The organism is Peribacillus sp. NPDC101480 (genome assembly GCF_050277335.1).
In the GTDB taxonomy this organism is placed as follows: Bacteria; Bacillota; Bacilli; order Bacillales; family DSM-1321; genus Peribacillus.
This window is the reverse complement of record NZ_JBNNSB010000019.1, coordinates 1-13,064: the sequence shown is the minus strand read 5'-3', so window position 1 is coordinate 13,064 and position 13,064 is coordinate 1. Positions and strand designations below refer to the sequence as shown.

The 13,064-nt window shown below is 40.9% G+C and carries 13 protein-coding genes, 1 tRNA gene, 1 other RNA gene and 1 other annotated feature; of the genes, 4 read left to right on the top strand and 11 right to left on the bottom strand.

What is annotated here, in order from left to right; all coding sequences use genetic code 11:
* Nucleotides 1-339 precede the first annotated feature (339 nt).
* From ACQKMF_RS26465 to tadA, 7 genes are all read right to left on the bottom strand, one after another.
* Complete coding sequence (locus ACQKMF_RS26465) at nt 340-603, bottom strand: pro-sigmaK processing inhibitor BofA family protein (RefSeq protein ID WP_061143380.1); 264 nt, start codon at nt 601-603, stop codon at nt 340-342.
* Between the two features lie 109 nt (nt 604-712).
* Nucleotides 713-931 (bottom strand): YaaL family protein, encoded by a 219-nt coding sequence (locus tag ACQKMF_RS26460; RefSeq protein ID WP_034316261.1) that lies wholly within the window; start codon nt 929-931, stop codon nt 713-715.
* A 20-nt stretch (nt 932-951) separates the two neighbouring features.
* A complete protein-coding gene (recR, locus tag ACQKMF_RS26455; RefSeq protein ID WP_034316264.1) occupies nt 952-1,548 on the bottom strand; it encodes a recombination mediator RecR in 597 nt (198 codons plus the stop codon).
* Between the two features lie 60 nt (nt 1,549-1,608).
* Nucleotides 1,609-1,926, bottom strand: coding sequence for a YbaB/EbfC family nucleoid-associated protein (locus ACQKMF_RS26450; RefSeq protein ID WP_101226088.1), 318 nt, complete (start codon nt 1,924-1,926; stop codon nt 1,609-1,611).
* Nucleotides 1,927-1,947: 21 nt separating this feature from the next.
* A complete protein-coding gene (gene dnaX / locus ACQKMF_RS26445) occupies nt 1,948-3,636 on the bottom strand; it encodes a DNA polymerase III subunit gamma/tau (RefSeq protein WP_260358075.1) in 1,689 nt (562 codons plus the stop codon).
* A 183-nt stretch (nt 3,637-3,819) separates the two neighbouring features.
* Nucleotides 3,820-4,084, bottom strand: an RNA gene (ffs, locus tag ACQKMF_RS26440) — signal recognition particle sRNA large type.
* Nucleotides 4,085-4,230: 146 nt separating this feature from the next.
* Nucleotides 4,231-4,737: a tRNA adenosine(34) deaminase TadA gene (gene tadA / locus ACQKMF_RS26435; RefSeq protein ID WP_101226081.1), complete on the bottom strand. Its 507-nt coding sequence runs from the start codon at nt 4,735-4,737 to the stop codon at nt 4,231-4,233.
* A 139-nt stretch (nt 4,738-4,876) separates the two neighbouring features.
* Here tadA and ACQKMF_RS26430 point away from each other — a divergent pair, with 139 nt between their 5' ends.
* The 3 genes from ACQKMF_RS26430 to ACQKMF_RS26420 all read left to right on the top strand — a co-directional run bounded on the left by ACQKMF_RS26430 (nt 4,877) and on the right by ACQKMF_RS26420 (nt 6,910).
* Nucleotides 4,877-5,422: an isochorismatase family cysteine hydrolase gene (locus ACQKMF_RS26430; RefSeq protein WP_402945629.1), complete on the top strand. Its 546-nt coding sequence runs from the start codon at nt 4,877-4,879 to the stop codon at nt 5,420-5,422.
* 179 nt (nt 5,423-5,601) lie between these two features.
* Entirely contained in the window at nt 5,602-6,261 is a 660-nt protein-coding gene (locus ACQKMF_RS26425; protein ID WP_427575614.1) for a deoxynucleoside kinase, read from the top strand.
* Nucleotides 6,239-6,910, top strand: a complete 672-nt coding sequence (locus tag ACQKMF_RS26420; protein ID WP_076373259.1) for a deoxynucleoside kinase — start codon at nt 6,239-6,241, stop codon at nt 6,908-6,910. The genes ACQKMF_RS26425 and ACQKMF_RS26420 overlap by 23 nt, the downstream gene beginning before the upstream one ends.
* A 120-nt stretch (nt 6,911-7,030) precedes the next feature.
* Here the strand turns inward: ACQKMF_RS26420 and ACQKMF_RS26415 are convergent.
* From ACQKMF_RS26415 to guaB, 4 genes are all read right to left on the bottom strand, one after another.
* Nucleotides 7,031-7,123: transfer RNA gene (locus tag ACQKMF_RS26415), tRNA-Ser, on the bottom strand.
* Nucleotides 7,124-7,254: 131 nt separating this feature from the next.
* On the bottom strand, nt 7,255-8,532 hold the full coding sequence (serS, locus tag ACQKMF_RS26410; protein ID WP_260358077.1) for a serine--tRNA ligase: 1,278 nt from the start codon (nt 8,530-8,532) through the stop codon (nt 7,255-7,257).
* Nucleotides 8,533-8,595: 63 nt separating this feature from the next.
* Nucleotides 8,596-8,821 (bottom strand) — a binding site (T-box leader).
* Between the two features lie 69 nt (nt 8,822-8,890).
* Nucleotides 8,891-10,210 (bottom strand): D-alanyl-D-alanine carboxypeptidase family protein, encoded by a 1,320-nt coding sequence (locus ACQKMF_RS26405; RefSeq protein WP_402945638.1) that lies wholly within the window; start codon nt 10,208-10,210, stop codon nt 8,891-8,893.
* A 173-nt stretch (nt 10,211-10,383) separates the two neighbouring features.
* Nucleotides 10,384-11,847, bottom strand: coding sequence for an IMP dehydrogenase (gene guaB / locus ACQKMF_RS26400; protein WP_101226085.1), 1,464 nt, complete (start codon nt 11,845-11,847; stop codon nt 10,384-10,386).
* Between the two features lie 111 nt (nt 11,848-11,958).
* Between guaB and ACQKMF_RS26395 the strand changes: the two genes are divergently transcribed.
* Nucleotides 11,959-12,924 carry a YaaC family protein gene (locus tag ACQKMF_RS26395; protein ID WP_402945640.1) on the top strand — a complete coding sequence of 322 codons (966 nt, stop codon included), beginning with the start codon at nt 11,959-11,961 and terminating at the stop codon, nt 12,922-12,924.
* The last annotated feature ends 140 nt before the right edge of the window (nt 12,925-13,064 follow it).

The window sequence follows — 13,064 nt, the reverse complement described above, 5'->3', positions numbered from 1 at the left end:
TGTTTGACTTGCTCATTTGCTTTTTTGATAGTGTGTGCTCACTTAAAATTTAACGTTGGCGCTTTGTTTTGTTCAGTTTTCAAAGAGCAATTTATTGTCGTTACTTCGTAAGCGACTTTATTATCTTATCACTTACCCAATCTAATGTCAACAACTTTTTTAAATTGTTTTTTTAATTGAGCAATTTGTGATGTCGTTATTGGCGACTCCTAATATATTATCAGGTTGATGAGTTATCGTCAATGGTTTAATTAGTTTTTTTAAAAAAAACTATAACATGATAAAAACCCCAAGGAAATATCCATGAGGTTTTCATACGATGACTTCTACGCTATTCCTTTAGATAACCCAATAGCCAATGGCTGCCAAAGCGGCAACTCCCGGTATTCCAAGCAAGCCGGCGACTGCCGAGGTAACAGGGTTGATAGGGACATGAATGCCCGCTTGATTCCCAAGTGTATTCAAAAAGAACAAAAATGCTGCACCGATAATGATCTTTATAATCCCCTGCCCTATGAACCGGACGGGTCTTAATGGCGCCCCGATAATAAGGAGCATTAAAATCAGGCCGCCAATTACGGCAACAAAGACAACTGGTTCCAAACTCATTCCTCCCCGCAAGCTTGTACTACACTTATATGAAGGAATCGATGGATTAAGAACTGAAAAAATGGCCATGAGGAATACGAAATCCTTCACAGCCATTTCCTTATCATCTTTTTAAGCGGACATTCCTTCTTTTAACTTCCCTGAATAAGTAGAAATATTTCACTTCCGCCAGTCTCGTTTGGGCGATTACTTCCTCAGATGGATCAACGCTTTTTTCAAGTAATGATTTTTGATTATGCCAATTCCATTTCAACTGTTCAAGCTCTTCGATTAATGAATCATTGAATTCATTCCGAAGTTTCTTTTTTTTACGAAAGAACAAGTGAAGTCCTCCCAGCTACCTTATATTTCTCTTCTTCCTTCAATTGCTTTTGATAGCGTCACTTCATCCGCATACTCCAAATCTCCGCCAACAGGAAGTCCGTGGGCAATTCGGGTCACTTTGATTCCTGAAGGTCTAAGCAACCGCGAAATATACATGGCTGTCGCTTCACCTTCAATGTTAGGATTAGTAGCCAAAATGACCTCCAGCACTGTTTCATCTTGCAGGCGCTTTAATAAATCAGGAATATTTATATCTTCCGGACCGATTCCGTCCATCGGGGAAATACTGCCATGCAGTACATGGTATAAACCATTGAACTCTCTCATCTTTTCCATAGCTATTACATCTTTAGGGTCCTGAACCACACAAATCAAACTTCTGTCCCTCTTTTGATCTTCGCAGATATAACAGGGATCTTGATCTGTAATATGACCACAGACTGAGCAATACATAAGATTCCGCTTAGCATTAACAAGTGCCTTTGCAAAATCCAAAACAGTATCTTCCTTCATGCTTAGTACATGAAAGGCTAATCGAGCAGCCGTTTTAGGACCAATCCCCGGCAATTTCATAAAACTGTCAATGAGCTTGGAAATTGGTTCTGGATAATGCATCGAATTCCTCCTAAAAATTTCAAAAGAAACCCCCTGAAAGGAAGTTTCTTTTGAACTTGCTTAAAACATACCCGGAAGGTTCATTCCCTTAGTGAATTGTCCCATCGTTTGGTTTGTCAGTTCTTCCGCCTTTTTCAAAGCATCGTTAGTCGCAGCCAGAACTAAATCCTGAAGCATATCGATATCATCCGGATCGACAACTTCCGGTTTGATGATTACATCGACGATTTCTTTATGTCCAGTCACGATGACCGTTACCATTCCACCGCCAGCAGTTCCTTCAACCTTTTTTTCACCTAATTCTTCTTGTGCCTCTGCCATCTTCTTTTGCATCTTTTGCATTTGTTTCATCATGTTCTGCATATTACCACCGCGCATACCCATTTTTCTTACCTCCAATTATTCTTTAATTTCAAGTAAATCATCGCCGACTAATTTCCTAGCCTCTGCTATAAAGGGGTCTTCTTCTTTTGATTCCGTTTCTTCGGGACCGTCGAACTGCTGTGTTGAGATGAAGTCCTCCCGCAACCTTTGCCACTGGCTCTCCGGAACTCCAGCTATCTCCATTCGGTGTCCGGTCAATTGCTGCATGATCGAGGCTATCACTTCCACGAAACGGTTATTTTCCATTGCCATTTGACAATGAATATCATATTTGAATTTTACCACAAAAGCTTCAGTTGACGCAGCAACAGGTTCTGCCTCCGTTAATAAAGCTGCCAATGACTTTTGGTTTTGCTGTCCTAACTGCTCAAGCACTTCCCCCCACTTACTTTTCACAGCATTAAGACCTGGCTTTGTAGCTTGTTTCAAAACTTGATTGATCTTTCCGGCAGGTGCTTTATATGCCTTTTTAACGGCCCTTTGCGCCTTAGCCTGCTCTGCAGGCTTTTCAGTCATGGCTGCCGGAATGCCGTTTTTCTGCATTTCAATCAATTTCTTCTCTAAATCTTCTATTTTCTGCTGCAGCTGCTGTAGCTGCCCGTTATCATTTTGATTTGGCCTTTGCTCATTACATAATTTCACAAGTGCCACTTCAAGGAAAATCCTTGGATGATTTGTCCATTTCATATCCTGCTGTGTTTGATTGAAGCTTTCGATAATGGAGTAAATCGATTCAGAAGAGATCACTTCTGCCAATTCCTTAAATTGGGGATCTATCAAAACACGCTCGAAGGATTCTGCCAGTGCCGGTGCCGTTTGAAACAAAAGCATGTCACGGAAATAATAAATCATGTCTTCAATGAACCGAGCCGGGTCTTTTCCCATGGCCAGCAATTCTTCAAGGACTTCAAGTGCCACCGCTACTTCTTTATCATATATAGCTTTTGCCAGCCGGCTTAAAAACGCCTGCGAAACAGAACCGGTGACAGTCAATGCATCTTCCACAGAAACCGTCTCTGAACTGAAGGATATCGCTTGATCAAGAAGGCTTAGTGCATCCCGCATCCCGCCTTCGGCTGCCCTCGCAATGATATGCAGGGCTTGTTCATCACATGAAACACCTGTTTCTGCGATGATCTGTGACATCCTGCCAACTATATCTTGGGGCTGGATCCTTTTAAAATCAAACCTTTGGCAACGGGAAATGATCGTTAGCGGAATCTTATGAGGTTCAGTCGTCGCCAATATAAAAATCACGTGCTTCGGGGGTTCTTCCAATGTCTTTAAAAGTGCATTGAAAGCACCTTGTGATAGCATGTGTACCTCATCAATGATATAAACTTTATATGTAACCGCGTTCGGTGCATATTTGACCTTATCACGAATGTCACGGATTTCCTCGACACCATTATTGGATGCTGCATCAATTTCTATAACATCTGATATGGAGCCATCGGTGATTCCGCGGCAGGTAGCACATTCGTTACAGGGCTCACTTGTCGGGGCATGCTCACAATTCACTGCCTTTGCCAGAATTTTGGCGGCACTTGTTTTCCCTGTTCCACGCGGACCGGAAAATAAGTAGGCATGCGAAACCTTCTGCCCGACCAAGGCATTCTGCAACGTTTTCGTTACATGTTCCTGCCCGACTACATCAATGAATTGTTGTGGCCGCCATACCCGGTATAATGCTTGATACCCCACGGAAATCCCTCCTTTTTTTCTCCACCTTGTTTATTATACATTACTGATTTCCTTTATATCAAAGTCTAAAAAGAAATTCTATCATTGCTTCATTTTTTTCAAAAATGCCAAGCGCTTTACCTTCTTGGCATAAAAAAAAACCCACCCGAAACGAATGAGTTTTTTGTTTATGTAAAATAACTGCCGTGCACCTTCTGTCGATTAGCAACCATAAGCGTTACTTAAGCAGTTAGCTCGGCCCAGGCAACCCTGCGGCACATGAGAACTTCCACTTAATGCTGCTTCCTTCCGGACCTGACATGGTTCATGGAGTCCCATTGCGCAGGACCCGGGCGTCAACACCACTTACTTAAGGCAGGCCCTACAGAATGCTAACCTCGAGAAGGGATTCAACCTCGCTAGAGCGGATTGCGAGTACAGGGCACCGCTACCTCCCCGTCTAGCACGGCAAAAGTAATACCAATTTCAAAGCGTCATGTCGACGCATAATTCATTATACTAAGGTAACAAAAAAAACGCAAGTGTTGTTCATGGACAGTTTGATTCCAAATTTATCAAATGAAGCAAAGCCTCATTTCAACATTCGTTTTTCACCTATTTATTTTCCTCGGCAATTTTGAGTGCTTGATCTCTTTTCAACATTTTCTTTCTATTCCTAAGCTCTTTAAAAAAAGAAGTCAATATCCAGCCGCACTCTTCCCCTAATACACCGCTTGTTACATCACATTGATGGTTGAAGCGTTCATCTTGGAGTAAATCCATGAATGTCCCCGCACAGCCAGCCTTTGGGTCATGGGCCCCAAAAACAACCCTTTTTACCCTTGATTGCAAGATGGCACCAGCACACATGGGACAAGGCTCCAGCGTTACATATAATGTTGCATCTTCAAGACGCCAACTGCCAGTAGCACGGCAAGCCTCGTTGATTGCAAGCAGCTCCGCATGTGCCGTCGCATTCTGTTCCGTTTCCCTCAGGTTATGCCCCGTCGAAATAACTTGATCATCTATCACGATTAAAGCGCCAATCGGCACTTCATTCAACATCTGCGCCTTTTTCGCTTCCATTATAGCTAAATTCATGTAATAAACATCATCCTTCAAAAAAAAACCCCCTTATATTAAGTAGGAGTAAACAGACAAATATAAGACAAAATAAAGGTCATACTACTTGTTCTAATGAATAGTAACGCATGCGGCATACGTGCCGCAAGTAAATTCTCACAATATAGGAGGATATACCATGAATCGACCTGAAACGCCTTCTTTTGCATTGCTTATCATCGATATGATCAATGATTTTGATTTCAAATACGGGAATATGCTCCTGGCACATACGAAGCCTATCGTCGATCCGATTTTGAAATTGAAAAAGCAAATGAAAGAAAAGGGTTTTCCAATCATTTATATCAACGATCATTATGATTTATGGCAGGCTGACTTCGATAAAATTATTGCCAGATGTAAGAATGAAGGAAATGCCTCATTAATCGAAAGAATAAAACCTCAACAAGACGAATTCTTTCTCATCAAGCCGAAACACTCCGCATTTTATGGGACGGCACTCAATACACTGCTTAAACGATTAAACGTGGAAACATTGATCATTACTGGAATAGCCGGAAACATCTGCGTCCTATTCACAGCCAATGATGCCTACATGCGGGAATATAAATTATGGATTCCGAAGGATTGCATCGCTTCTGCATCAAAGGAAGATAATCATTACGCATTAAAGATGATGAACCATGTTCTCAAGGCATCCATAAAAGAAGGTGAAGACTTTTAAGCCTTCAATCGAACAAGGGCACTAACCTACATCCCCCCCAATAACACTCTTTCATTCTCTTTCTTTATCAACCTGACAAAAATGTCACTAAAGTCCCAAGTCTGTGATACAATATCTCTTGGCGAAAATCCTATGACCGGGAATTTCAGCTTGATACCTCATGAAGGAGGACAGATTGGATGAAATCCACCCCATTTATCACTGTCGAAGGTCCAATCGGCGTGGGAAAAACATCACTTGCAAAAGTTATCGCAAATCATTTTCAGATTTCATTATTAAGGGAAATTGTCGATGAAAATCCATTTCTCGGGAAATTCTATAAAGATATTGATGAGTGGAGCTTTCAAACAGAAATGTTTTTTCTGTGTAACCGATATAAACAATTGGAAGATATCGAAAAAAAGTATCTTACTAATGACCAAGCCGTGGTGGCTGATTATCATATATTCAAGAACTTGATATTTGCTGAAAGAACGTTAAAGAACGAACAATACAATAAATACCTTGAGATATTCAATATTTTAACACGGGATATGCCTAAGCCTAATATGGTGATTTATTTAAACGCAAGTCTTGATACTCTTCTCTCCCGAATCGGTAAAAGAGGTCGTGAATTCGAAGAAAATATATCCTCCATATATTTAGAGCAGTTATCCGCGGATTATCGAACATTCATGAAAACATTTGAGAAACAGCACCCTGATATCCCTGTTCTTACATTCAACGGAGATGAGCTGGATTTTGTCGGGAACAAGGATGATTTGAAAACGATAATCAGCCAAATAGAGAATGCCCTGCACAAAGGAGTAAAGTCAAATGAACTTACGAAAGAAATATAATATTCCAAACAACGCCGTCATTACGATAGCAGGGACGGTTGGCGTAGGAAAATCGACCATGACCAATGCGTTAGCCGATGCCCTTCAATTCAGGACATCATTTGAAAAGGTTGATACGAACCCCTACCTGGATAAGTTTTACGATGATTTTAATCGCTGGAGTTTCCACCTGCAAATTTATTTCCTCGCTGAACGTTTTAAAGAGCAAAAAAAAATCTTCGAATATGGCGGCGGTTTTATCCAAGACCGTTCCATTTATGAAGACACCGGGATATTTGCAAAAATGCATTATGAAAAAGGCACGATGAATGATGTGGACTACGAAACGTATACAAGCCTTTTCAACGCCATGGTAATGACGCCATACTTCCCGCACCCTGATTTACTTATCTATCTCGAAGGTTCGCTCGATGATATCCTAGACCGGATCCAAGAGCGAGGCCGTCCAATGGAACAGCATACCCCAATTGAATATTGGCAGGAAATGCACGGCCGTTACGAAGAATGGATTGATCAATTCAACGCTTGCCCTGTCCTTCGATTAAATATAAACGAATATGACCTTATGCAGGATGAAGCAAGCATCGAACCTCTTATAAAACGGATTGCCGAATATATGGAGCAAACCAAGTTGCTGCGAAATGTATAAACAGAAAAACCACCGGTTATCCGGTGGTTTTTTAATATATTAGAAAACAAAAATTCCGTTACATATCTGTAACGGAATTCATCGATATCCAATTTATGCGCTGTGGTTATTAATAAGTTATGGAGGAGGTAGAGGGATTCGAACCCCCGCGGGATTTGACTCCCCTGTCGGTTTTCAAGACCGATCCCTTCAGCCGAACTTGGGTATACCTCCGTATCAACATTTATTATATTACATGGATTTAAAATTAAAGTCAAGCCCTCTATAAAGTTTTTTAAAATAATTTTCAAACTTAGATAAAAAGGAGAATCAGCCTCTTTAATCGGAAGCTGATTCCTTTTGACTTACGGTTTTATGACTTCCGCACCGCGCATATATGGACGTAATACTTCAGGAATGATAACACTGCCATCTTCCTGCTGATAATTTTCCAAAAGGGCTGCGACTGTACGGCCGATTGCCAAACCTGATCCATTTAGAGTATGGACGTGTTCCGGTTTGCCTTTTGCATCACGTCTGAAGCGGATATTTGCCCGTCTAGCCTGGAATGCTTCAAAGTTACTGCAAGAAGAAATTTCGCGGTACGTTCCATAGCTCGGGATCCAAACCTCGATATCATACTTTTTAGCAGCTGTGAAACCAAGATCTCCCGTACACATGCTTAGCACTCGGTATGGAAGACCTAGCAATTGAAGGACCTTTTCGGCATGCCCTGTAAGGTTTTCCAACTCTGCATAAGAATCTTCCGGCTTCACGAATTTCACTAGTTCAACTTTATTGAACTGGTGCTGACGAATTAACCCGCGTGTATCACGACCTGCAGATCCTGCCTCTGAACGGAAAGAAGCACTGTATGCCGCATAGCTTATCGGCAGATCGTCCATGCTCATGATTTCATCACGATGGAAGTTTGTCACCGGGACTTCAGCTGTAGGAATCAAGAAGTAATCATCACTTTCAATACGGAAAGCATCCTCTTCGAATTTTGGCAATTGACCTGTGCCAGTCATGCTTGCACGGTTAACCATATATGGTGGCAGCATTTCTTCATATCCATGTTCCTCAACATGAAGGTCTAACATAAAGCTAATTAATGCACGTTCTAATCGAGCACCAAGGCCCCTATAAAATACAAATCGGCTTCCGGTCACTTTTGCTGCCCGTTCAAAATCCAGGATGCCTAGATCTCCGGCTACATCCCAGTGTGGTTTCGGTTCAAACTTGAATTCCGGTAGTTCTCCCCATTTACGGATTTCGACATTATCATCTTCCGTCTCACCAACAGGCACACTTTCATGCGGAATGTTCGGAATGGAAAGAAGTAATGTTTCCAACTGGGCTTCCACTTCACGAAGTTCATCATCGAATCCTTTGATACGGTCACCAACTTCACGCATTTGGGCAATCAGCTGATCTGCATCTTTTTTTTCCCGTTTCAATACGGCCACTTGCTGTGAAACTTCATTTCTTTGGCTTTTCAACTTTTCCGTCTCAGCAATCAAAGCCCGACGCTTTACATCCAGTTCCTCGAATTTACCTAAATCGGTCAAATCTTCTCCTCTAAATTGCAATACACGCTTCACTTCTTCAAAATTATTTCTTACATATTTCAAATCCAACATTTTCAGTTCCTCCTTAATATTTTTATGTTTTATCAAAGAACGCAAAAAACTCCCGTCCCCTGAAGAAGGGACGAGAGTTAACCCGCGTTGCCACCCTAGTTGAAGGCCTATCTAAAACGCCTACCACTTATCACGATAACGGCTTTTAACCGAAAGTACTTACTGACCCAAAAGGGCTTTCCATACTCTGCTCCAGGAGGGATTCACAAAACTCTCACACCGATTTCCACCAGCCATCGGCTCTCTATAGAAAGAAATACTTGTTACTATTTCCTGTCAATGCTTTCTTATATAATCAGATTGTTTTCCATAATGTACTATAATTTTATACATTACGCAACCGTTTTATACGTGAAACTTAAAACCAGCCTTTAACAGTGGAAGCTACACTGCTCCATACGTCACCAAAGAATCCGCCAACCGCTCGCATTGATAGTACGAACCAGTTTGCCTTTTCTACAGATTCAGCAGCTACGACGTTAACCTTAACCTGATCTCCGTTGATGTACCCGTAATCTTCACCTTTTTTAGGAGTGACTGTGATGTAACCTAGCTTTTCACCTTTTTTGATTGGTGCAGTCAGCTTACCATCATCATTCAATTTGTTTTTATCGATCACTAAATCTGTTTTATAGTTGTCTTTCTCACCATTTTCAACAAGTAGCTCGATCGCTTTTTCAGATTGAATCTTAACGTCTTTTTCCTTGCCTTTCACTACAGAAAGTGTTTCTTTCCCTTTCACCTGGTAGTTGGCAGGAAGGACTTTTTCCTTTTTAAAGGTTGCATAAGCATAGTTCATAAGCTTAGTGCTATCCGCAAAACGTTCGTTTTTATTAGTGGACTTCATGACCACCGTGATATAGCGCTGACCGTCCTGGATAACCGTCCCTGTGTGTCCATATCCGGCAAAGTCAGTAGATCCCGTTTTTAGTCCATCTACGCCTTTATATTCAAATATCAGTCCAGGCAGCATCCAGTTGAAGTTCGGATATTCTTTTCCATCACGGAACTTCAATTTAGGGATGCTGGCGATTTTCAACACTTCCGGATAATCATTTATTAAACGATAAGCAAGAAGTGCAGTATCTTTTGCTGTCATGATATTTTCATCATCTTCATCACCTGAAGGAAATTGCCCTAATAAATCGCTGTTATTCAAGCCGCTGGCATTAACGAATTTATGTTTTTTCAAGCCTAATTCCTTCGCTTTTTCGTTCATTAACTTAACGAAGCTCTTTTCACTACCGGAAACTAGCTGTGCTAAAGCTACTGTTGCCGCATTTCCGGAATAGACGGCCATAGCTTGATATAGTTCCTTAACTGTATAATCTTCACCTTCCGTTAACCCGACATTCGACAAATTGGGTGCTTTTGAAAGGTCATGTACGTATTTATTTATTTTAACTTTTTGATCCCAACTGATTTTCCCATTTTCAATTGACTCCATTATGATGTACTCTGTCATCATTTTAGACATGGATGCAATCCCTAATACTTTATCGGCATTTTTTTCATACACGATTTGTCCTGTTTCACCATCAATGATGATGGCTGCCTCTGCTTTTAAACCTAAATTATCAGATTCAGCAACAGCTTCCCCCGGTTGATAGGCAAATTGCGACATAACAAGAACAAAAACAAAAGTGAAAATGAGGGTCATCTTGCTGATTTTTTTCAATTTCCAATACCTCCAACTTTTAAGCTAATCTCTATTACAAAGAAGAAACTTTATGTAATTCCCTTGACACCTTGTCTAGTTTATCACAGAAAAAATAAAAAAAATAGACAGAGTAATCGCAGACTCTGTCTATTTTAACAATAAATTTTAATGACGATTATATGTTAAATTCATTACATTGAGTAGTTCGGTGCTTCTTTTGTAATTTGGACGTCATGAGGATGGCTTTCCCTTAATCCGGCACCAGTCATTTTGACAAATTGAGAGTTTTCCCTCAACTCTTCCAATGTTGCTGTACCGCAATATCCCATACCTGAACGAATGCCGCCAATCAGCTGGAAAATGGTATCTGATAAAGGTCCTTTATATGGAAGGCGGCCTTCGATGCCTTCCGGTACGAATTTTTTGTTATCTTCTTGGAAGTAGCGATCTTTAGATCCCTTTTCCATTGCAGCAACAGAGCCCATACCCCGATACACTTTAAATCGGCGGCCTTGGAAAATTTCCGTTTCGCCTGGGCTTTCAGTTACACCGGCAAGCATACTGCCAAGCATTACTGCATGTCCGCCTGCAGCTAGGGCTTTAACGATATCACCAGAGTATTTGATTCCGCCATCAGCAATGATCGTTTTACCATGTTTTCTTGCTTCTGTCGCACAATCGAAGACTGCCGTGATTTGCGGAACACCTACACCAGCTACAACCCTTGTCGTACAGATTGACCCAGGTCCGATTCCCACTTTCACTACATCAGCTCCAGCTTCGATCAATGCTTTCGTACCTTCGGCTGTTGCCACATTACCGGCAATGATCGTCAATTCAGGATATGTCCCGCGGATTTCCTTCACCATTTCAAGGACGCCTTCTGAATGACCGTGAGCAGTATCAAGTACAATTGCATCGACATGGGATTTAACCAGCATTTCGACACGCTTCATTGTATCCTTGGTCACGCCGACTGCAGCACCTGCAAGTAATCTTCCTTGCTTATCTTTCGCCGAATTCGGGAACTCGATGACTTTCTCGATATCCTTGATCGTAATAAGTCCTTTAAGGACACCATTATCGTCCACAAGGGGAAGCTTTTCAATTTTGTATTTTTGAAGAATCTTCTCTGCTTGTTCCAAGTTAGTTCCCACTGGCGCTGTGACCAGATTCTCTACAGTCATGACACTGGAAATCTTCAAGGAAAAATCGGAAATAAATCGCAAATCACGGTTTGTAATGATACCCACAAGCTTTTGATCCTCTATATTGTTGACTACAGGAACACCTGAAATGCGATATTTACCCATTAAATGCTCTGCATCGAATACTTGGTGATCCGGCGTTAAGAAAAATGGATCGGTAATTACACCGCTTTCTGAACGTTTTACTTTATCCACCAGTTCAGCTTGTGCTTCAATGGACATATTTTTATGAATGATACCCAATCCGCCTTGACGAGCCATGGCAATTGCCATCTCAGCTTCCGTCACGGTATCCATTCCTGCGCTGATGATAGGAAGGTTGAGCCTTAAGTTTTCAGCTAAGTTGACTTGAAGGTTAACATCTTTCGGCAAAACCTCTGATTTCGCTGGAATTAATAGGACATCATCAAAGGTTAAACCTTCTTTTGCAAATTTATTTTCCCACATTATTTTCCCCTCCTGCTTAAAAATATTATTTGTAGGTTATCAATAGGACATACTACTGTCAAGAAGAGAAATAAAAGTTTGATTATTCTATTAATTCGGAGGATAGCTGCAATGCCTGAAAACAATGATAATTTCGATAAATATACACCTTTTTTTTCCGCATCTTCCTCACAACTTTTTTTACAAAAATGTTACACGCACGAAAAAATAGCAGAAGCGGAAATAAAAAGTTACGATAATTGTTATCCATTTATTTACCATCTTGAACATGCTAAAACTTATTATAATCAGGCTGCCATTGCACCACTTTCCATACAACCAATACTTACATTTTATGGATTCGCACAATTATTAAAGGCATGTCTGCTCACGATTGATCCTTACTATCCGGAATCAACTTCGATGCTTGCCCATGGGGTAACAACGAGAAAAAAGAAAAAACAACAATATGAATTTTTAAAGGACGAAGTGAAAACGCAAAAGAATGGACTTTTCACCTGCATTGCCGAGAAGTTATTTCACATCAAGCATCTGGAAGGTGAAAAGTTTTCCATGGGAACATTAATGAAGGAAATCCCAGATATGCAAAACTTTACATGGTCTGTTTCAAAGAAAAATTTCATCGCCATGTTACCATCTTTGAATGGCTTTCAATTACCTTCAGCTGTATTGGATACCTATCAGATGTCCAGCAGTCGGTTGGAAGAATTTTTGAAAGCAAAAACGAATCAAGTTTACAGTATTTCAGAAGCTCCTGGGACACTGCATTTTAAAACAGATGGCGTCCCCAATCATAATGCCACGTCCCCAATACGGTATAATTTAGCAGAAGGACAGTTCATGCTATCACTAAACAAAGATTCGTCAGCTTTTTCATTACCTGAACTTTTGATCCATTATTTGATTTCTTATAACCTTAGCATAATAGCTCGTTATGAAACAGAATGGTGGGCAGAACTGTTGAAAACCATGCCTAATGATGATTACCCCTGTATTGTTCAATTCCTTAAAATAAGCCAAGCTAAGGTGCCATTCTTAATATTTGAATGGATCAAGTCCGGAAGGTTCCACCTTTGATCCCTTCAACATCCATTTGGTGTATTGATCTGGTATTAAACGAAGAAAAAGACCAGCCGGATGGCTGATCTTTTGAAATGGCTTGGCGGCGTCCTACTCTCACAGGGGGAAACCCCCAACTACCATCGGCGCTGAAGAGC

Bases quoted from the DNA above. Each gene is read 5' to 3' on its own strand.
- recR (WP_034316264.1), bottom strand. From the start codon at position 1,548: ATGCATTATCCAGAACCAATTTCCAAGCTCATTGACAGTTTTATGAAA.
- ACQKMF_RS26450 (WP_101226088.1), bottom strand. From the start codon at position 1,926: ATGCGCGGTGGTAATATGCAGAACATGATGAAACAAATGCAAAAGATG.
- ACQKMF_RS26430 (WP_402945629.1), top strand. From the start codon at position 4,877: ATGAATCGACCTGAAACGCCTTCTTTTGCATTGCTTATCATCGATATG.
- ACQKMF_RS26425 (WP_427575614.1), top strand. From the start codon at position 5,602: ATGAAATCCACCCCATTTATCACTGTCGAAGGTCCAATCGGCGTGGGA.
- ACQKMF_RS26420 (WP_076373259.1), top strand. From the start codon at position 6,239: ATGAACTTACGAAAGAAATATAATATTCCAAACAACGCCGTCATTACG.
- serS (WP_260358077.1), bottom strand. From the start codon at position 8,532: ATGTTGGATTTGAAATATGTAAGAAATAATTTTGAAGAAGTGAAGCGT.
- guaB (WP_101226085.1), bottom strand. From the start codon at position 11,847: ATGTGGGAAAATAAATTTGCAAAAGAAGGTTTAACCTTTGATGATGTC.
- ACQKMF_RS26395 (WP_402945640.1), top strand. From the start codon at position 11,959: ATGCCTGAAAACAATGATAATTTCGATAAATATACACCTTTTTTTTCC.